The following is a 19459-nucleotide window of genomic DNA, read 5'->3' on the forward strand; positions in this document are numbered from 1 at the left end:
TGCAAACTCAAGAAAAAACACGCAGAGTGGAATGATGCTATCCAGCCAACGAAAACAGACAATTCTCGCCCTGCTCGCCCAGGAAAAACAGGTACAGTCGCGCGACCTGAGCCAGCGATTTGGCCTCTCCGAAGACTCTATCCGGCGTGACCTGCGTGAACTGGCGGCGGAAGGATTACTGCAACGGGTGCATGGCGGTGCGTTACCGGTATCCGCTGCACTGGGCACCTTTGAAACACGAAAAAGCGTGCAGACGGCGTCTAAACAGATTATCGCCAGAAAAGCGGCCTCACTGATCCAGCCGGGCCAGATTGTGCTGATTGATGGCGGGACCACCAGCGCAGAACTGGTACGACAGTTACCGACAACGCTGAGCTTTACCGCCGTGACACACAGTCCCAGCGTGGCGCTGGCGTTAGCCGATCACCCACGCGTGGAGGTCATACTGATTGGCGGGCAACTTTATAAGCATTCGGTGGTGGCGGTAGGCGCAGCTATGCTGGAGTCGATAAACCGTATTAACGCCGATCTCTTTTTTATGGGTGTTACCGGTGTGCATCCGGCGGCGGGTCTGACAACCGGGAATTTTGAAGAAGCGACGGTGAAGCGGGCGCTGGCAGGACGCGCAGCAGAAACCGTGGTACTGGCGTCCGCCGAAAAGCTCAATTCAGCGTCGGCATTTGCCATTGGCGATCTGTCACTGGCGAGTACGCTGGTAGTGGAAACAGAGCCGGACGAGGCGCTGAAAAAGGCGCTCGGCCAGCATGGTGTGACGATCATCTGAGATCGCAGCAAGCCTGCAGCGCAAGATACGGGCCGGTCAGCGGTCTCTGCGCAGGGGGAAACTGCTGTGCGACAGGCGTCATTGAACTTTGTGCCAGGGCAACGGCAACCGCGCCCTGCTGATAAGCCTGCTCTGCTGCTGCCGCAATCAGGGCAAAGTAGCGTGCTGTGTCTCCCGCTTTAAACGCTGCCCACGCATCTTCCACCAGCATGACCTCGATCTGACTGTCTGGATGACAGAAGAGTGTCCGTGTCGCAGCCAGCGTCGATTCTGCGGCACACAGCGCCACCGTCGGCCCCGTAAGACGCCGCAGTGTCTCCGCTAACATCCGGTCAGTGCGCATTACCCCAGCATGCGTACTGAAATCATCAGCAACCGGCCCCAGCGTCGAACAGGTGATCAGAACCGCATCAAACTGCGGCAGCAGTGTTTCAATCAGCTGTGCAATACGTCGGCGTAATTCCACTGTCATCCCGCCGCTGCGCTCCGCCTCAGTCAGCAGCGCAGGCATCACCAGATGATTCAGGGGCAGAATATCAAGAGCCAGTGCGCGGGCGGCATCATCAAAAATCGCGATATTACTGGCGGCGGTATGGAAGCAAAGAATGTTCAGGGTGAGCTCCGGTTCTTCATAAAGTTAGCGTGCGGGCGACCATGCGGCCTGCTGGATAACGACACGATAACCATCCCCATCCATAAATGTCACGCCCCGTTGATCCCAGTAGGGATTAAATGATGGCACCCGCCGGAAGCCTGCCTCATCCATGCTGTTACAGCGAGCCAGCCAGTCAGGCTGTTGTGGGATGTAGAGCACCAGCAGATCGTCATCCGTTGGCGATGGCCGGACGGGATGCGTGTGACAGAGCGTGAATTCGAGATGCCAGGCCAGCCCGTCAGCGCCCAGCATCACACCACTGAACCCCTGATGGTCAGTAAACTCACCGATTTTTTGCAACCCCAGCCCAAGGCAATAGATTTGGCAGCTTTGCGTCAGGTCAGTCACTGGACGGGCAATACGCAGATGCGGGATAGTCATGCTTCTCTCCTTGTTGAGTTCACTGATATTTATCACAATCCTCTGAGCTTCCCGTGACGCTGGATGCGTAACCACTTCCCCGGCACTTCCATCAAACCACCGTTTTTTGCAAAAAGATGTGAATACCCTTCCGCGCAGTCCTGACCCTGAAATCGCTCTGCAGTCGGCGTGCCGCTGCGGTCGGCACCCTGTTCCGGTTATCCGGAAAATCACCTTACCGCTCACAGCGCTAAACGCATTCCCGCTGCGGTCATCTACACTTTCCCGGTATTCATACGGCAATGTCCTGTGCATTGCCTGGCTATAAAAGGAAGACAATATGACTGAACACGCTACCCAGAACCACGCCTGGTTACTGGCATCACGCCCTCACGGTGAGCCGACCAAAGAGAATTTCCGCCATGTGGCTCAGCCCGTTCCGGAAATCAAAGAGGGTGAAGTGCTGCTGAAAACCATCTACCTCTCGCTTGACCCCTACATGCGTGGCCGGATGGATGAGGGTAAATCCTACGCTGCGCCCGCAGAGCTGGATGAGCCAATGGTGGGCGGCACCGTCTGTCAGGTTGCAGAATCGAAAAACAGCAACTTTAAAACCGGTGACTGGGTGCTGGCGCAGAGCGGCTGGCAGGAATATGCCGTTTCCGATGGCAAAGAGATTGCGAAGCTGGACAACGATATGCCACATCCTTCATGGGCGCTGGGCATTCTCGGTATGCCTGGCTTTACCGCCTATATGGGTCTGATGGATATCGGTCAGCCGAAAGCGGGCGAAACCCTGGTGGTTGCCGCCGCAACCGGTCCAGTGGGCGCAACGGTCGGTCAGTTGGGCAAACAGAAAGGGTGCCGCGTAGTCGGTGTCGCCGGTGGCGAAGAAAAATGCCGTTATGCGGTCGATACGCTGGGTTTTGATGCCTGCCTCGATCACCACAGCGCAGACTTTGAAGAGCAACTGAAAAACGCCTGCCCGGATGGCATCGATATTTACTTCGAAAACGTCGGTGGCAAAGTGTTTGATGCCGTATTCCCGCTGCTGAACACCGCGGCACGCGTGCCGGTCTGTGGTCTGGTCTCCGCGTACAGCCAGCGTGAGCTGCCGGACGGTCCGGACAGAACCTCGCTGATCATGGCAGGTATCCTTAAGCGTCGTATCCGTATGCAGGGCTTTATCATCTTCCAGGATTACGGTGACCGTTATCCTGAGTTCCTCAAAGCAATGAGCCCGCTGGTGGAGAGCAAAAAAATCCACTATCGCGAGCATATGATTGAGGGATTAGAGAATGCACCACAGGCGTTTATCGACATGCTGAATGGCAAAAACTTCGGTAAAACCGTGGTGAAGGTCAGCGAGTAATCGCGTTAGCGTGCCACGTCACTGACGTGGCACGCATTTATCAATGCGGCTGCCGGGAAACGTGTTCGGCAGCCGCACGATTAGCGTCACTGACTGCCTCTCCCAGCGTTGCGCCAAGACTCAGGCGCTGACACAACACCCCGACAAAGCAATCCCCGGCACCGTGTGTACTGACCAGCGTCACCTTTTGCGCCGCCAGCGTGTGCGTCTCTCCTGCCTCGCTGTAAGCCACTCCGTGTTCACCCGCGGTCACCACCACGCGGGCAAAGCGTCCCGCCAGCGATGCCGCCGCCGCACGCGCTGAAGTCAGATCCTGCACGTTAATCCCGCACATATCGCGCGCTTCGATGGCGTTCACCACCAGCAGATCGATACAGCCCTCAAACGCCGCCGACAATGTCCGGGCAGGTGCAGCATTCACACAGACCGTAATCCCCCGCTGCCGTGCCGCCTGTGCCGCGCAGAGATTTACCGCCTCCGGGACTTCGTTTTGCAGCACCAGCAGCGAAACATCCTGCCAGAAGCCTGGCTGTGCAAAGGTCTCAAGCGGGATTTGCTGATTGGCATTAGAAACCACTACCGCGCCGTAATCCCCTTCAGCATCGGTAATCGCCACGCTCATGCCGGAGGGAAGCGCATCGGTCACACTCACCTGCGTACAATCGACACCGGCCTGCTGCAGATGATCCAGCAGGAATTTCCCCTGCTGATCGCGCCCCACCGAACCGGCAAAACGCACTGCTGCGCCCGCACGGGCCGCCGCGACCGCCTGATTCCCGCCCTTGCCGCCGAACTTATAGTGACAGGCGCTGCCCATCACCGTTTCGCCTTTCTCCGGGCGATGGTGTGCGTCCAGCATAATGTCGTAATGAAGACTGCCGGTGACTGCAATTTTGCTCATAGCTAGAATTCCCGCAGATCCTGAACCGCATGCTGGGTTTTCATCAGGTTCTTCTCCGCCCGCTTCAGATCTTTCTTGGCGATAGCGACAAACAGCGCATCCAGAATATTGAGCTGGGCGATGCGTGACGCGGCGTTTTCACCCAACAGATGCGATCCCTGAGAGGTTGAATTGAGGACCACATGCGCACTCTGCGCGATCGGGGATTCGGCGTAGTTAGTAATGGCGATCACTTTCGCGCCATTCTTTCCCGCCAGTTTAACCGGATCGTTCACTGCACGTGTCGCACCCGAATGGCTGATGGCGATAACCACATCGTCATCAGATAACACGGCGGCTGACATCAGCATGATGTGGGCGTCGTCATAGGCGGTCGACTTGATGCCAATCTTCAGCATCTTGTGCGACAGGTCCCGCGCCACGGCGGCAGAGCCGCCGACAGCATAGAGATCGATATGACGCGCTTTAAAGATGATATCCGCCGCACGATTGAATTCAGAGACATCCAGAATCGATAATGTTTCTTCGATGGCCTGGATAGAGGTTCTGAAGACTTTGGCCAGCAACTGCTCCGACGAATCATCCGGCTCAATTTCCGCATGCAGTCCCGCCACTTCAGACTGGTTGTAATAGATCAGACCACTTCTGAAATGCCTGAAGCCGGTGAAGTTAAGTTTTTTTGTAATCTTAACGATCATCGCTTCAGAGACATTATTCTCCTGCGCAATCTCCTTTAAAGACGACTGCTCAGTCATGTCGGTTCGGGCCATTATCGCCTCCGCCACACGGCGTTCTAACGGCGTCAGTTGGGGCAAACGCATACGAATCTGAGCGCCAATGGCTCGCGGATCTTGCTTCATTACTTGCCTCGGGTCGCCCGGTCAATCAACATCGCTATGATAATAATAAGGCCGGTAGCGAGCAATTGGTAAAAGGCCTGAATGTTCAGTAAGGTCAGGCCATTACGTAACACCCCGAGGATCACCACGCCAATCAGCGTGCCGAAAATACTGCCCTTGCCGCCCATCAGTGATGCACCGCCAATGGCCGCCGCCGCGATAGCGTCCAGCTCCCACAGGTTGCCGATAGTCGGCTCGGCAGCGCCCAGACGACCAATCAGAATCAGCGAAGCGAGTGACGCCAGCAGACCGGAGAAGATGTAAACCGTCACCTTGGTGCGCTTCACCGGCACACCCGCGACCCGCGCCGCCTCTTCATTACCACCGATCGCCAGAATATATTCCCCCAGCGGGGTCTTATTCATCACCGTCCAGAGCAGCAGCGCAATCACCGCCACAATCACAATCGGCGTCGGAATACCCAGCACCGTGCTATTGATCAGGCTGCGGAACGCCAGCGGAATGCCAAAGATCGGATTGCCGCCGGTATAAATCAGCGCGATAGCCCGGAACAGCGACAGGCCGCCCAGCGTAACGATAAACGGCTGCAGCCCGGCATAGGCAATCAGCGAACCGCTGAACAGCCCGCACATCGCGCCGACGCCCAGCGTCGCGAGAATCGCCAGCGGCACCGGCACACCCAAGGTCATCAGCGTGGCACCCAGCACCGCTGAGAGCGCCGCGGTGGGGCCAACCGAAAGGTCAATCCCGCCGGATATAATCACCAGCGTCATGCCCAGAGCAATCAGGGCGTTGATCGAAGACTGCTGCAATATATTCAGCAGATTTGGCAGCGTGAAAAAGACCGGCGACAGAAACGAAAATGTCACCACGATAATCAACAGGCCAATTAAAGTACCGGCATCACGCACGTTAAATTTAAGCCGCAGCGCGGGTCGGGTACCTGGCGCGGTGGAGGTCTGAGTCGTCATAATATTAACCTTAAATAGTGTCAGGTAAGCGGTCAGGCGGTCTGGTCGATATCTTTAATGGCATAGCGGGCAATGTTCTCTTCGGTGATCGCGCTGCCAGTGAGCTCTTTGGTGATACGCCCCTCGCGCATCACCAGCACCCGGTCAGAGATGCGCATAATCTCGGTCATCTCTGACGACACCACGACAATGGCTTTGCCCGCCTGCGCCAGTTTCTCAATCAGGTGATAGATCTCAGACTTAGCGCCAATGTCGATGCCACGCGTCGGCTCATCAAACAGAAACACGTTGGCATCCGCCGCCACCCAGCGGCCAATAATCACTTTTTGCTGATTGCCGCCGCTCAGCGTGCCGATGGTTTTCTCAATGTCGAGCGGACGCAGTTTGAGGTCGCCCATCACCCTCAGCGCCTCACGGTCGAGCCGGGCATGGTTCATCAGCCCCGCCAGCGTGAAGCGGTGCATCGACGGCAGCGCCATGTTCATCTTCACCGCCCGCTCTTTAATGATGCCCTCTTTCTTGCGATCCTCCGGCACCAGGCCAATACCTGCTTTGATCGCCGCACGCACGTTGTGGTTCTGCACTGCGGTGCCGTTGACGCTCACCGTGCCACCGGTACGCCTGTCGATGCCGGCAATCAGCTTGAGCAGTTCGGTCCGCCCCGCACCCACCAGCCCGGCAATGCCCAGCACTTCACCAGCTCGCACGCTGAAACTGGCGGCTACCACGTCATTGCCCCGCGTCAGATCCTCTACCCGCAGCACCTCGCGTTCGCTGACAAACGCCTGATGGTCGAGTTTTTCGATCTTCCGTCCGACCATTTTGGCGACAATGCTCTCTTCATCCTCATCACTGATGTTGACCACACCCACCTGCTTTCCGTCACGCATAATGGTGGCGCGGTCGCAGACCCGGAAAATCTCATTCATCTTGTGCGACACATAGATCAGCGAGACGCCGGTCGACTTCAGATCGCCTATCAGCTCCGCCAGCCGGTCGAACTCGCGGGGCGTCAGACTGGAAGTCGGCTCATCCATGGCGATGATTTTTGCGTCATCCAGCAGCGCACGGGCGATCTCAACAATCTGCTGCTGCGACACCTTGAGATTTCTGATCGGCGTATCGGGATCGATAGTGGGATCCAGCGTCTTCAGAATCAGCGTCGCCCGCGCCAGCTGCGCTTTTTTATCCACCCACCAGCCACCGGCACGGGTCAGCGGGCGACCCAGGAACATGTTCTGCGCCACGGAAAGCTCAGGAACATGCTGCAACTCCTGGTGAATCATGGCGATACCGGCCTGACGTGCACTGAGCGGGCTGCGAATCTGCACTCTGTTGCCATTAACGCTGATCTCTCCGCTGTCAGCGCCGCGCACGCCTGAGAGGATATTCAGCAGTGTCGATTTACCCGCGCCGTTTTCCCCAATCAGCGCATGCACCTCGCCGGGTCGCACTGAAAAATCGACCTCCTGCAGTGCGGCGGCGTTACCGTAACTTTTGTTGATGCCGCGCATCATTAAGCGAAACTGTTCCATACCCGCCTCCGCCGACTATTGCTGAGCCAGCAGCTCACGCAACCGGTTGTTGTCTTTGGTCGAGAACGCGTCGACGTTCTCTTTAGTGATCAACGCCTGTGGCGTGGAGATAACGCGCGACAGTTTCTGTCCATTGATCAGCCGGATCATGACGTCCATCGCCACTTCACCGGTCAGCACCGGGAAGCTGTCCACCGTGCCGGTCAGCTCGCCGCGCTTGATTGAGGCGTACGCATCCGAAATGCCGTCAGTGCCAAAAATCGCCACCTGTGACGCTTTGTTCTGCGCCCTCACCGCTTCCACCACGCCCAGCGCCATGGTGTCGTTGTTCGCATAGAAGCCGATCAGGTCAGGATGCTGCTGAAGGATGGTTGACGCCGCATTAAAGGCCTGCTCGCGACTCCAGTTCGCCGGCACGCTGGCAACAATGGTGAACTTGCCATTTGCGTCCAGTGTCTCTTTGAAGCCACGGGTACGCTGTCCGGCGGCATACACGCCCGGCTGCCCTTCAATCACCGCGACTTTCCCGCCCTGCGGATGATGCTGAATAAACCACTTCGCGACCCGCACACCGTTATCTTTCTGCACGTTGCCGACGTAGTAACGCGCATTCGGCATCACCGCATCGTTGACGTTCACCACCGGGATATTCTTGCTGTTCGCACTCTCCAGCGCAGGCTGCAGGTTGATGTCGGTCTGCGGCGAAACCAGCAGGCCGTTAAAGCCCTGGGAGATCAGGGTCTCTGCAATCGACAGCTGACCAAGCTGATCGTCCTCATTGGCTGCCGCCTGGTACTCGACGGTAATGCCATACTTTTTCGCCGCGTCCTGGTAGCCCTGGCCGAGCAGGCGCCAGTACTCATTAGTGAGGGTTTTTGATACCCCGCCAATTTTCAGCGACTTGTCGACTTTCGGCAGCGCGCCATATTTAGTATCAAGCTGGGTCCAGTCGGTGCGATCCGGTTCAGTGTCGGATTGCAGCGGTGCCAGATCTGCCGCATAAACTGTGCTGCAGAGCAGTGAAGAAGCGATAAAGGCAAGCAGGCGTTTTTTCATTTTTATAGTCTCAGCATGTGGGTAGAGGTGTGATGTTCTTAGGATTAATCGACTGTCAGCGAGCCAGCATGATGTCGTTGACTATCTGCTGGGAAGCCACCGCATCCTGACGCGAAATAGCCGCCAGTAATGCCGCGTTACCGTGCAACTGGTCACAGAGTCTGAGCAGGCGCTTAACGGTGGCGATGTTGCTCTCTGCTTCACGAATCGGGTCCAGACCGCTGGCATCCGGGAAGGTATCGAAGTAGTAAGCGCCACTGTAGCCGTCACGCTGCATCTGCCAGAGAAACTCCAGCGTGGCGCGCGGATTCACGGAGGCAACCATCAGTCCGTCGTCACGTTTGCCCCAGCCGTCATTCAGGTCCAGTCCCAGCAGCCGTGAGCGGCGTGCCACCATCGCAGCAGCGTAAGCCGGGATCTCATTGGCAAACAGGACGTGCGCGAAATCCAGCGTGATACCCAGATTGGCGCAGCCGGCCTCTTCCACTGCCAGCAGACAGGTGGTCGCGTTGGGGAAGATGCTGTAGGCGCGAGGCTCATTCGGTTTATATTCGATGCTGACGTCGACATCCGGCGCGTACTCTGCCACTTCACGTACAGCGCTGACCGCATCCTCCCAGATCTTTTTGTAGTCGGCCTGGAAGCAGTAATCAAATCCATCCTGCCCCATCCACAGGGTCATCAGTCGGGAACCAAACTCCCGACCCGCATCGATACCGCGCTTGGTCAGCTCGATCGCTTCACGACGCACTTTCGCATCCGGATGCGTAAATGCACCGATTTTGAACTGAGGTGCATCCCAGCGCATCTGCATGCCATTTACCGCCAGGCCCGCATCCTCAATCGCCTGGCGCAGAGTGGCGATGTCAGTGGTGAGATGCTGCGGAAAGTTAAGATCGAGATGTGTTAAGCCATTTACCTTTCCCGCACGGGCAACCATCTGGAGAACCGACGGCTTGCCCTGCAGGTCAGGCCAGTAGAGGTGTGCGCCCGAGGCGAACGAGTTGAGACGGGTAGCAAATTTCAGTTCCGACATGAGGCTCAATCCTTCAGAGTGCGTATTGTGAAGTACTTTTCATATTCACGATTAATTGTGAAGTTATATATTAATCTACGCCTCGCGGCTTAATGCGCAAGTCTGTCAGGATGGGGAAATCTCTAAACCGGGAGCACTGTCACGAAATAGTTTCGGTGTGTTATCAGATGAATAACAGGCAGTGGAGGGAGAATTTAATTGAAAGACAACGGGTTGTCGTGAGAAGCCGGGCATGGAATCTGGCAGAGAAATAAATGAAAAAAGCTGAGCGCCAGGGCGGCGCTCAGCGGGACGAGATGACTTACTTCAGACGGAAAGCGACAACACTGTCGCCCTGCGTGGTGCCGAGCGAGCCGTGGCCGCCTGCGGCAATCACCACGTACTGCTTGCCATCTTTACCCATAAAGGTGGATGGCGTGGCCTGCGCTCCGGCGCTGAGTTCAGTCTGCCACAGCAGTTCGCCAGTGGTGCTGTCGTAAGCACGGAAGAAGTTATCTGCCGTTGCGCCGTGGAACACCAGATCACCCGCCGTCAGCAGCGGTCCGCCGTGCGCCACCATCCCCATCGGGAAACCGATCGGGAAGCGGCCAGGCAGGAAGCTGGTCTTGAGGTTTTTGGTGGTGCCGACGCGGCGCAGCCATTCGGTTTTGCCGGTGGTCAGATCCACACCCACCATCCGTCCCCACGGTGGCGCGATGCAGGGAATACCCAGTCCCGACGCCATCTGCTGGATGTGAATCGCGTAGTCACCGTGGAAGTTCTCATTCCAGTACGGCGTGCCATCTTTGGTGAAGGTACGCTGCGTTTCGGTTTCCGGCGTGCGCTTAATCAGGTTGTATTTGTAAGCCAGGCGTACCGGTGCCGCAATCAGCATCTGACGCTGTGGGTCAACAGCCACGGAACCCCAGTTAAACACCCCGATATTGCCCGGGAAGATCAGCGAGCCTTTCTCGGTTGGCGGCGTCCACGGGTTACCGTCATAGCGCAACTCACGGAAGGTGGTGCGGCAGGCCATCTGATCAAACGGCGTGATGCCCCACATCGACTTCTCAGTCAGTGGTTGCGGGATGAAGTTCAGGCTGGAGACCGGCTGGGTCGCCGCATACTGCTCGCCCTTAATGCCATCGGTAGAGACCTTAACCTGCTCTACCGGGTAAACCGGTTCGCCAGTCAGGCGATTCAGCACAAACAGGTTGCCGGTTTTGGTCGGCAGGATCACCGCAGGCTGCGGCTTGCCCTGATAGTTAATATCTACCAGCGAGGGCTGTGATGGGTTATCACGATCCCACAGGTCGTGGTTCGAACTCTGATAGCGCCATTTGAACGCACCGGTTTTCAGATCAAGCGCCACCAGCGCATCACGGAATTTCTCGGTGTTGCTGGCTGGATCGCGTTCAATCCCTACTTCATCCGGCGAGGCATTACCAAACGGCACATAGACCAGGCCGTTTTTCAGGTCCGCGCTAAGGGTAGCCCAGGCGATCGGGGTATCCTGCGGATAAGTGGCTCCTGCAGCGACGGGCGCGGTGTTATCCGGGTTAGCCGGATCGAAGTTCCACACCAGACGACCGCTGACGGCGTCATAGGCACGGATCACACCCGATGGGTTGCCGCTGTTGAAGCCGTTATCCATCACTGAGCCGCCGACAATCACCAGATTGCCTGCCACCAGCGGTGCTGAGGTCTGCATCAGCGCATGCGGACGCACCTCGCCCATGTTGGCGCGCAGGTTCACCACACCGTTGTCACCAAAGTCAGCGCACGGCTTGCCGGTGTCGGCATCCAGCGCCAGCAGGCGGGCATCGGTGGTCGCGTTAAAGATACGCTTGCGGCAGATGGCCGGTGCTGCGCCCGTCTGCTGTTGCACCTGCTGACCGGCATCGAAATAGCTCACGCCGCGACAGGTCTGATGCTGCTGCAGATAAGAGCGGTTTTTATCCGGCGCGGTTTTCCACTTCACCGCACCCGTTTCCGGGTCAAGCGCATGGACTTCGTTGTGCGGCGTACAGAAGTAAAGCATGCCGTTGGCTTTCAGCGGCGTCGCTTCAAAGGTGTATTCGGTCGCATCATCACCCTGACGCAGATCGCCGGTGTGATAGGTCCAGGCCACTTCCAGATCGTTGACGTTATCTTTGGTGATCTGCTTCAGCGCCGAGAAGCGCTGGCCATCCGCGGTTCCGCCATAGGCGCTCCACTCGTCAGCGGCACCGCCGGTCGCAGAGGCGTTACGCGGCGTATTGATAGTGCCCTGCTGCGGCAACGGATCGTAGAAGCAGAGGCCAGCCACCAGCAGTACCATCAGCACCACTGAGCCGCCGAGGAACGGATGGAAGCGACGCTGTCCCTGATAAAGCGGACGAACCACCCACGGCAGAGCCAGCCAGACGCCCAGCACACCAAAGAGGTCACCGCGCGGGATCCACTGCCATTTGTCAAAGTCCACTTCCCAGATAGTCCAGATGAGTGTGACCCACATCAGCAGCGCATAGAGGGTCAGCGCACTGCGCTTGTTCATTAATAGCAGAATAGCGCTGAGCAAAACGCCTGCACCCATCAGCGCATAGAACGCGCTGCCTCCTGCCAGCAGGAGTTGTCCTCCCATGTAAATCAGGGCGATAGCAAATATCACCATGATTATACTGGTTAATTTATTGATCATGATCCTTCCTCGGGTCATTAGCGACGATAGGTAAGTTAAGCTGGAAACATAAATTCAACGAGATTTTAACTTACGTGTGAAATATGTAAAAACGTGTACAGGCGTAAATCATTAGCAATATTTATTGTAAATGTTACCTTCAGAGGTATTCAGACCGCTTTTTTTACTTTCTGAAGGGAGAATAACGAGATATACATCACAAAATGTTAACCATAGGCAGCTAACTATCGCACCTTTTGTTCAAAGGCGAACAAATATCAGACAAGCATCGCTTCTATAAAGCTGGCTTAAGTGTAATTGATGGACAATTTTTAACGTCAAATAATCATAATGGTTTGTTTGCACCGCCCTGCAATAACTCTTATTGCTTAAAGCGGGAATGTTACTGTGTTCCTTTTTTAAACAGAAAGAGTATTAGCACTCATGCGGTGTCAATGATTTTCACATTATTAAATCTGGCAGTTGACTTTACGCTGTCATGATTTCTGTCACTTTAACCTCAAAAATATATAGATTAATAAAAGAAGTCGTTCCGGGACTGAAGAGTAATTCAGACATTCCGTAGCATAACGCGGAATCTAATTGTGATATATTTCATTCTTCTCACTTCTCTTTATCCAGCCAGCAGGCAGGATTTTCTCTGGCAGCAATAACCCAGGCAGGTTGACTATGTCCGCACTCAACGCTATTTATCGCAAGTTTCGTTTTCCGTTTAAGTTTTTAAATGCAGCTATTCGCTACCCTGCTGCACAGGCACGAGTAAAGCGTTATTCCGTAATGTCGATAGAAGAAACAATTGATCTGTTATTACGTAATCCACAATTATCTCTGGCCCGTTACGGCGACGGCGAACTTGAAATGACCTGGTATAAAAATATCGGTTTTCAGCCCTTTGATCCAAAACTGTCAGGGCGGCTCAAAGCCTTGCTGCAACAGGACGCTGCGGCTAATCCGAACTGCCTGATTTGTCTGCCGGATGCCTTTCGCACTACCCGTAATATGAAAAATGGATCGGCCCTGTTTTGGTTCTTCCATAAATCATTTTACTTTAAACATTATGAGACTCTGCTGAATCAACAGGTCCGGTATGGAAATACGTCTGTCACCCGCCCTTATCACGATTATAAAGAAAAAAAACTTTCCCGGACGATATTTGATAAATTCAAACAGCTTTATCAGGGCCGTCGGGTATTAATTGTTGAGGGCAGTGGCACACGTCTCGGTTTAGGCAATGATTTACTGGATGGCGCAAGCGACGTTAAACGTATTACCACGCTGAACCGTAATGCCTTTTCCGTTTATGACCGTCTTTTTGATACCGTATTAGAGAATGCCGTCAACTTTGATCTGGTCTTGATTTCTTTAGGGCCGACGGCAACGGTACTGGCGTATGATTTAAGTCAGCGCGGTATCCGCTGTATCGATAGCGGTCACGTTGACATTGAATATGAGTGGATGCTGGCCAGTGCCACCAAAAAAATAAAAGTAGAAGGCAAAAACGTCAATGAAGCGGGCGTGCTGCTGAGTGAACAGACTACCGTGGCCGATGCAACTTACCAGCGGCAGATTTTGCAACACGTCGGCGAATCACTGAACAAAATGCCGGACACAGAAGCCGAAGCCGAAGCAGAAGCCGTGGTTATCCCACTGCCCCACGTCAGCCCGAGCCATCATAACGCCGCGTAAGACTCACCATTGTCAGGCAGCAACTGCACCGCATTGATGCGCAGGCAAATAATTAGCCAGATCAGCGAATACCGTTTCGGGCAGAGTAAACTGCCCGGGCACGCTACCTGCCAGTGTTAGCCGGGCAAATTTTCTTTCCGGCATCAATCTTGCTTGAGTCCTCCTGAGACACTTAATCAGGAGAAGTAAGATGAATACCCGTCGTTACCGTTACACCATATTTTCACTGCTGTTCCTGATCGCCCTGATCAATTACATCGATCGTGGCGCCCTGTCATTTGCAGCCAACGCCATTGCGACCGAGTACCACTTCAGCAAAGTCCAGCTTGGCGCAGTGCTGGGATATTTTGGCTTTGGGTATCTGTTTGGTTCGCTATGTGGCGGCTTCCTTGCCGATCGTATCGGCACGAAAAAGGTCTGGCTGCTGGCAGGTGTGCTCTGGTCACTGCTGGAAATCGCGACCGCCTGGGCTGGAGAGTTGGGCATGGCGCTGTTTGGCGGCTCGGCCATTATGGGCTTTGCTGCCCTGCGCATCCTGTTTGGTTTTTCCGAAGGCCCGGCCTATGCACTGATGAACAAGGCGATCGCCCACTGGGCACCCGATAACGAGCGCGGCTTTGCGCTGGGCATCGGCCTGCTCTCGACGCAGGTTGGCGCACTGCTGACCGCGCCGATTGCGGTAGGCCTGCTGCTTCTGACCCATGACTGGCGCATGATGTTTATCCTGCTTGGGGTGTTCTCTCTGCTGGCAATGCTGCTGTTTGCCCGCACGTTCAGCGACAGCCCGGATAAAAGTCCCCACACCAGCGCAGCAGAACGCACGCTGATCCTGAGCGGTCAGCGCCGCAGCGCCGGCGATGGCGTTCCACTGCCCTGGTGGCGCTTCTTTACCAGCCGCACGCTGGTCTGCAACGCACTCGGCTACTTCTCCTTCCTTTACATCACCTTTACCCTGGTGACCTGGATGCCGAAGTATCTGCAGGATAATTTTCATTATGACCTGCACTCGCTCTGGTACGTGGCGATGATTCCGTGGAGCGGTGCCTGTATTACAGTGCTGCTGGGCGGTCGCATTGCTGATGCCCTGCTGGCCCGCTTTCGTAATTTGCGTCTGGCGCGCAATCTCTTTGCCGCAGTCACGCTGTGCGGCACCGCCTGCTGCTTTATGGCCATTCCCTATGTCCAGTCGGCAGCCGGAATTATTGCACTGATGACCCTGGGCAATGCGCTGAATGCACTGGTGAATAATGTCTACTGGTCGGTGGTGATTGATGTCACCCCGAAGGCGTCGGTGGGTACCTACAGCGGTATGACACTGGCGATAGCCAATCTGGCGGCAATTATCTCCCCGATGCTTTGTGGCTGGCTGGCGGAATATTACGGCTATAACGCCATGTTTACCGTCACCGCAGTCATCGCCTTCGGCAGCATGCTGGCGATGACGCTGCTACAGCCTGAGAAGCCGCTGGTGGCTGAGGCGCAGACCGGCACGGCGGATGTTTCAGCAGCCTGATTTAAAACGCGCAGATTCCCTGACACGCGGGTGATCACTCACCCGCGCTGACTCTCCCTGAATGCCAGCCGCCCGGCGGCTTAATCTGTCACCCCGCAGGATAAACTGACTGTTCAGGTGTGCCACGGCGATCCCAGCGGCTGGCGACAAGCCACAACAGTGCCGTCGCAAACCAGCCGACGATCCACGAGACATCATTACCGGCAAAAATCCAGGTCAGCGATCCGTGGTGCAGCGGATTATCGATAAACGGCAGTTGCACCAGCACCCCCAGAAAATAGACGGTAATACCGGCAAGGTTCCAGCGTCCATAGCGTCCGTCCGGCTGAGACAGCGCCGGGACATCAACGCTGCCTTTGGTGATCAGATAAAAATCGGTCAGGCTGATCGCGCTCCAGGGCACAAAGAAAGCCAGCAAAAAGAGCAGGAAGTGCGTGAAGGATTTCAGAAAGGCCGGTTCACTGAGGAGAGCAATAACGCAGGCCAGCGCCACCATCAGTACCACAAACAGTATGCGCCCGCCGCGACTCAGTGTGGTCTGCTGACGGAAGCCAGAGACAATAGTGGTCAGTGACATAAAACTGCCGTACGCATTCAGCGTGGTAAAGGTGATTTTCCCAAAGCAAATGGCGAAATAAATCACCATAGCCATGGTTGTTGTGCTGCCCATACTCACGATGTAACCGACCTCATTGCCTGCAAACGCACTTCCGGCAATGGCCGCGACGATCACGCCCAGCGTCATTGACGCCTGGGTGCCCAGTACGGTGCCCAAAAATACCGCGCTGAAGAGTTTCTTCGCAGAGACATCTGCTGGCAGGTAGCGCGAATAGTCCGAGACATAAGGACAGAAGGCAATCTGCCAGGAGGAAGAGAGAGAGACCGCCAGCAGAAAATTTGCCGGGGTAAAGTGCTGATTCTGCCACACGGCGGATAAATCATGCGTAGTGAACAGCGTGATAAACAGATAAGCAAAGGCTAACACGCCAATGACGCTCGCCACCTTCCCCAGTTGATGAATCACGCGATAGCCCAGCACCGCAATGATCACGATGAGGGTGCTGAACAGGATCATCCCGGTTGCATTGCTGACACCGACAAGTTTAGCCAGGGCCTGCCCCGCCAGGACCGTCCCGCTGGCTGAAAACCCCACATACATCATGCAGACCAGCACCAGAGGAATCACGGCACCGAAGACGCCAAACTGCATACGGCTGGTGATCATCTGCGGCAACCCAAGACGCGGACCCTGGATCGCATGCAACGACATGATCGCTGCACCCAGAATCTGTCCCACCAGTAAGCCGATTAGGGACCATATGACATCGCCGCCCAGTACCACGGCCAGCGCACCCGTAACAATCGCGGTAATTTGCAGGTTGCCACCAAACCAGAGCGTGAACTGGCTAAAAGGATGACCATGCCGTTCACGCAATGGATGTAATCAATAGAACGGGTTTCTGACAGGCGCGGTTTCTCTGCGCCTGAATAATCTGATACGGATGATTTGACCGACATAGATTCCTCGCTGAAACGGTAAGAGACGCGTTAACGGAAAGCGTGATTTGCCCTATCCCTGGTTGCAATTACATGTCTATACAATTAGCGAGAATGTCATGCACATCTGAAAGTTACAAGGCAACCTGTCATTGGAAAATGTGATGATATCGACAGGCTGATAACGCCGATCGGGATCGCGTGCGATGCCAGGTAGGTCAGGCTCAGCGTGCAGGGAGGAGGCGATACTCCGACGGTTAACCCTCAGCAACGACCCGCTGACGATGGCAGTCGGCGGGATCCAGTTTCTGCCCCTGAGACGAGTAAACTTCAAGACGCGGCAGCGGTTTGCCTTCCGCATTATCCAGCAACACCGAGTGGGTCTCGCCCTTTTCAAACAGATAGCGTTCGCCCCACTGGCGCATAGCCACCACCACCGGAAACAGTGAACGGCCTCTTTCGGTCAGGACATATTCGCTGTAGGCGCTGCCATCCGAGGCCGGCGCAATCTCAAACACCCCAATCTCCACCAGCTGCTTCAGGCGCGACGCCAGGATATTTTTCGCCAGCCCTAAGTTGCGCTGGAAGTCACTGAATCTGCGGACGTCATCAAAGGCTTCACGCACGATCATCATGCACCAGCGCTCACCTATAGACTCCAGGGTTCTTGCAACCGGACACTCGCTGGTTCTCAGGGATTCCTGCTTAGCCATTTTTATTCTCTCACTCTGCCTGTCTGATGAATCCAGCTTAGCCACCTTGAAAAGAAGTTGCAAAAAAAAACCAGCTCGATCAATGATAATGTCAATCCAGTTTCAAATAAAAACCAGAAGGCATAATTATGACCACGACGACATGCAAGGCTCAGGAAGCCGATCCATCGCCCGCCGCGATGCCGGTGCTCTCGCCCCGGATGATCTTTTTGTTCTCACTCACCTCTGCGCTGGCGGTCGCCAATGTTTATTCGGCGCAGCCGTTGCTGGAATTGATAGCCACCAGCCTGCAGGTTTCTCCCGGCACCATTGGCACGGTGGTTACGGTCACTCAGACCGGCTACGCCCTCGGATTACTCTTTCTGGTGCCGTTAGGCGACTGCATCAACCGCAAAAAACTGGTGCTCACCCAGCTGGTGCTTTCCGTGCTGGCGTTAACCGCCGCGGCTTTCGCGCCCGACCTGATGACGCTGCTCTGTGCGATGCTGCTGGTGGGGTTAATGGCGGTAGTCACGCAGCTGATGGTGGCCTGGGCCGCCATGCTGGCGTCACCCACGCAGCGTGGACAGGTGGTGGGTAGCGTGACCAGTGGCATCGTGATCGGCATTCTGCTGGCGCGCTTTATTTCCGGGATGATTGCCGATCTGGCGGGCTGGCGGGCGGTCTTTCTGACGGCCGCCTGCCTGTTACTGCTGATCTCGCTGGTACTGGTGCAAGTGCTGCCCGCCACAACCGGCCAGCCGCAGCGCACCCCCTACACTCAGCTGTTACTGTCGGTTTTTCGGCTGTTCCGGACGGAACCGCTGTTGCGCAGGCGAGGCATCCTCGCGCTGCTGATTTTTGCGGCCTTTAGTATGCTCTGGTCTTCGATGGTACTGCCGCTGACGGACCTGTCGCTGACTCACACCGCGATTGGGATGTTCGGACTGGCGGGTCTGGCCGGGGCGCTGGCGGCCTCCAGAGCAGGCTCATGGGCTGACCAGGGACGGGGGCAGCAAGCCACCGGCTTCGCCCTGGTGCTGCTGACCTTCTCCTGGCTGCCGATAGCCGCGCTGCAAAGCTCGCTACTGCTGCTGATAGTCGGGGTGGTCCTGCTCGACTTCGCTATTCAGACGGTACATGTGATTAATCAGAGCCTGCTGGTGGCTGCCCGGCCCGAGGCAGCCAGTCGTCTGGTCGGTGCCTATATGTGCTTTTACTCGCTGGGCAGTGCACTGGGCGCGATTGCAGCTACCCAGCTTTACGCCCACTGGGGATGGCAGGCGGTCTGCTATGCCGGGGCAACTGCCAGCGCCTCTGCCTTTCTCTGCTGGTACGGTATGCGTCACTAATGACATTACCTCTGCAGGGCATTATTCCACTGATGGCTCGGTAAGACTCTCTGGTGTGGTGCGAGGGACAGACCGGCACAGCAGACCATTCAACAGCCTGGAAGTTATCATCCGTGACAGATATGCTTTGCGGTAAGCGACGCCAGTATTCAGAGTCTCAAGACTTCGCTATACAACGCGCGGCCGGTTCATATAGGTTATTTCTCACAGCCACCCTGTTCCAGGAGGAGCACATGCCGGAATATTGTTTTTTTAAGAATGGACGCCAGATTACCGTGCTGGAGAGAAGCGACAGCGCAGGCGCGGCTGAACTGTCTCAGCGCGGCTACGAGAAACAATTCGAAGAAGTGACCGCCCCTGATGAAAATCGTGCGCTGGCACGTTTTCATGACATTCATAATGACGATCAGCAGCGTGCGAATGCATTTGCTCGCGGGGAAGTGTTTGCCATTTTGACCGTGGGACTGCTTAGCGTGGCGGGCTGGCTCATTTTTAAATAGGCAGACGCGCCCTCAGTCAGCGGGATAATG

Annotated in this window: 16 protein-coding genes and 1 pseudogene; 6 read left to right on the plus strand and 11 right to left on the minus strand. The window is 55.8% G+C overall.

The annotated features are described in order from the left end of the window. The first annotated feature begins 34 nt into the window (after positions 1-34). Positions 35-784: a DeoR/GlpR family DNA-binding transcription regulator gene (locus tag EE896_RS09670; protein ID WP_078804513.1), complete on the plus strand. Its 750-nt coding sequence runs from the start codon at positions 35-37 to the stop codon at positions 782-784. Here the strand turns inward: EE896_RS09670 and EE896_RS09675 are convergent. Further along, the gene (locus EE896_RS09675; RefSeq protein ID WP_140915613.1) at positions 777-1295 is read right to left on the minus strand and encodes a glutamate racemase; all 519 of its coding nucleotides are present in this window, start codon (positions 1293-1295) and stop codon (positions 777-779) included. The genes EE896_RS09670 and EE896_RS09675 overlap by 8 nt on opposite strands. Before the next feature lie 126 nt (positions 1296-1421). Then, entirely contained in the window at positions 1422-1820 is a 399-nt protein-coding gene (locus EE896_RS09680; RefSeq protein WP_003853586.1) for a VOC family protein, read from the minus strand. A gap of 319 nt (positions 1821-2139) precedes the next feature. Here EE896_RS09680 and EE896_RS09685 point away from each other — a divergent pair, with 319 nt between their 5' ends. Continuing rightward, entirely contained in the window at positions 2140-3171 is a 1032-nt protein-coding gene (locus EE896_RS09685; RefSeq protein ID WP_003853584.1) for an NADP-dependent oxidoreductase, read from the plus strand. Between the two features lie 40 nt (positions 3172-3211). On the opposite strand, the gene EE896_RS09690 is transcribed toward EE896_RS09685, so the two are convergent. The 7 genes from EE896_RS09690 to EE896_RS09720 form a co-directional block, all read right to left on the minus strand. Further along, on the minus strand, positions 3212-4072 hold the full coding sequence (locus EE896_RS09690; protein WP_008925182.1) for a PfkB family carbohydrate kinase: 861 nt from the start codon (positions 4070-4072) through the stop codon (positions 3212-3214). Between the two features lie 2 nt (positions 4073-4074). Next, on the minus strand, positions 4075-4932 hold the full coding sequence (locus EE896_RS09695; protein WP_039660244.1) for a MurR/RpiR family transcriptional regulator: 858 nt from the start codon (positions 4930-4932) through the stop codon (positions 4075-4077). Beyond that, positions 4932-5903, minus strand: coding sequence for an ABC transporter permease (locus EE896_RS09700; RefSeq protein WP_140915592.1), 972 nt, complete (start codon positions 5901-5903; stop codon positions 4932-4934). The genes EE896_RS09695 and EE896_RS09700 overlap by 1 nt, the downstream gene beginning before the upstream one ends. Positions 5904-5935: 32 nt before the next feature. Then, a complete protein-coding gene (locus tag EE896_RS09705; protein WP_140915591.1) occupies positions 5936-7438 on the minus strand; it encodes a sugar ABC transporter ATP-binding protein in 1503 nt (500 codons plus the stop codon). Between the two features lie 15 nt (positions 7439-7453). Next, entirely contained in the window at positions 7454-8494 is a 1041-nt protein-coding gene (locus EE896_RS09710; RefSeq protein ID WP_003853575.1) for a sugar ABC transporter substrate-binding protein, read from the minus strand. Between the two features lie 55 nt (positions 8495-8549). Further along, the gene (locus tag EE896_RS09715) at positions 8550-9530 is read right to left on the minus strand and encodes a TIM barrel protein (protein ID WP_008925178.1); all 981 of its coding nucleotides are present in this window, start codon (positions 9528-9530) and stop codon (positions 8550-8552) included. 301 nt (positions 9531-9831) lie between these two features. Further along, a complete protein-coding gene (locus tag EE896_RS09720) occupies positions 9832-12189 on the minus strand; it encodes a membrane-bound PQQ-dependent dehydrogenase, glucose/quinate/shikimate family (protein WP_140915590.1) in 2358 nt (785 codons plus the stop codon). A 669-nt stretch (positions 12190-12858) separates the two neighbouring features. On the opposite strand from EE896_RS09720, the gene EE896_RS09725 reads away from it, so the two are divergent. Beyond that, positions 12859-13875 carry a GT-D fold domain-containing glycosyltransferase gene (locus EE896_RS09725; RefSeq protein ID WP_140915589.1) on the plus strand — a complete coding sequence of 339 codons (1017 nt, stop codon included), beginning with the start codon at positions 12859-12861 and terminating at the stop codon, positions 13873-13875. 190 nt (positions 13876-14065) lie between these two features. Then, positions 14066-15388, plus strand: a complete 1323-nt coding sequence (locus EE896_RS09730; protein WP_003853566.1) for an MFS transporter — start codon at positions 14066-14068, stop codon at positions 15386-15388. A gap of 88 nt (positions 15389-15476) precedes the next feature. Here EE896_RS09730 and EE896_RS09735 read toward each other — a convergent pair. Both EE896_RS09735 and EE896_RS09740 read right to left on the minus strand, forming a co-directional pair. Further along, positions 15477-16906: pseudogene (locus EE896_RS09735) on the minus strand (purine-cytosine permease family protein). Positions 16907-17142: 236 nt separating this feature from the next. Beyond that, on the minus strand, positions 17143-17598 hold the full coding sequence (locus EE896_RS09740) for a winged helix-turn-helix transcriptional regulator (RefSeq protein WP_008925175.1): 456 nt from the start codon (positions 17596-17598) through the stop codon (positions 17143-17145). Positions 17599-17726: 128 nt separating this feature from the next. Here EE896_RS09740 and EE896_RS09745 point away from each other — a divergent pair, with 128 nt between their 5' ends. After that, complete coding sequence (locus EE896_RS09745; protein WP_008925174.1) at positions 17727-18929, plus strand: MFS transporter; 1203 nt, start codon at positions 17727-17729, stop codon at positions 18927-18929. Between the two features lie 233 nt (positions 18930-19162). After that, positions 19163-19429 (plus strand): hypothetical protein, encoded by a 267-nt coding sequence (locus EE896_RS09750; protein ID WP_039660253.1) that lies wholly within the window; start codon positions 19163-19165, stop codon positions 19427-19429. Positions 19430-19459 lie beyond the last annotated feature (30 nt).

It is taken from the genome of Pantoea eucalypti, from assembly GCF_009646115.1.
GTDB classification, from domain to species: Bacteria; Pseudomonadota; Gammaproteobacteria; order Enterobacterales; family Enterobacteriaceae; genus Pantoea; species Pantoea eucalypti.

Bases quoted from the DNA above. Each gene is read 5' to 3' on its own strand.
- EE896_RS09670 (WP_078804513.1), top strand. From the start codon at position 35: ATGCTATCCAGCCAACGAAAACAGACAATTCTCGCCCTGCTCGCCCAG.
- EE896_RS09675 (WP_140915613.1), bottom strand. From the start codon at position 1,295: ATGCCTGCGCTGCTGACTGAGGCGGAGCGCAGCGGCGGGATGACAGTG.
- EE896_RS09680 (WP_003853586.1), bottom strand. From the start codon at position 1,820: ATGACTATCCCGCATCTGCGTATTGCCCGTCCAGTGACTGACCTGACG.
- EE896_RS09685 (WP_003853584.1), top strand. From the start codon at position 2,140: ATGACTGAACACGCTACCCAGAACCACGCCTGGTTACTGGCATCACGC.
- EE896_RS09690 (WP_008925182.1), bottom strand. From the start codon at position 4,072: ATGAGCAAAATTGCAGTCACCGGCAGTCTTCATTACGACATTATGCTG.
- EE896_RS09695 (WP_039660244.1), bottom strand. From the start codon at position 4,932: ATGAAGCAAGATCCGCGAGCCATTGGCGCTCAGATTCGTATGCGTTTG.
- EE896_RS09700 (WP_140915592.1), bottom strand. From the start codon at position 5,903: ATGACGACTCAGACCTCCACCGCGCCAGGTACCCGACCCGCGCTGCGG.
- EE896_RS09705 (WP_140915591.1), bottom strand. From the start codon at position 7,438: ATGGAACAGTTTCGCTTAATGATGCGCGGCATCAACAAAAGTTACGGT.
- EE896_RS09710 (WP_003853575.1), bottom strand. From the start codon at position 8,494: ATGAAAAAACGCCTGCTTGCCTTTATCGCTTCTTCACTGCTCTGCAGC.
- EE896_RS09715 (WP_008925178.1), bottom strand. From the start codon at position 9,530: ATGTCGGAACTGAAATTTGCTACCCGTCTCAACTCGTTCGCCTCGGGC.
- EE896_RS09720 (WP_140915590.1), bottom strand. From the start codon at position 12,189: ATGATCAATAAATTAACCAGTATAATCATGGTGATATTTGCTATCGCC.
- EE896_RS09725 (WP_140915589.1), top strand. From the start codon at position 12,859: ATGTCCGCACTCAACGCTATTTATCGCAAGTTTCGTTTTCCGTTTAAG.
- EE896_RS09730 (WP_003853566.1), top strand. From the start codon at position 14,066: ATGAATACCCGTCGTTACCGTTACACCATATTTTCACTGCTGTTCCTG.
- EE896_RS09740 (WP_008925175.1), bottom strand. From the start codon at position 17,598: ATGGCTAAGCAGGAATCCCTGAGAACCAGCGAGTGTCCGGTTGCAAGA.
- EE896_RS09745 (WP_008925174.1), top strand. From the start codon at position 17,727: ATGACCACGACGACATGCAAGGCTCAGGAAGCCGATCCATCGCCCGCC.
- EE896_RS09750 (WP_039660253.1), top strand. From the start codon at position 19,163: ATGCCGGAATATTGTTTTTTTAAGAATGGACGCCAGATTACCGTGCTG.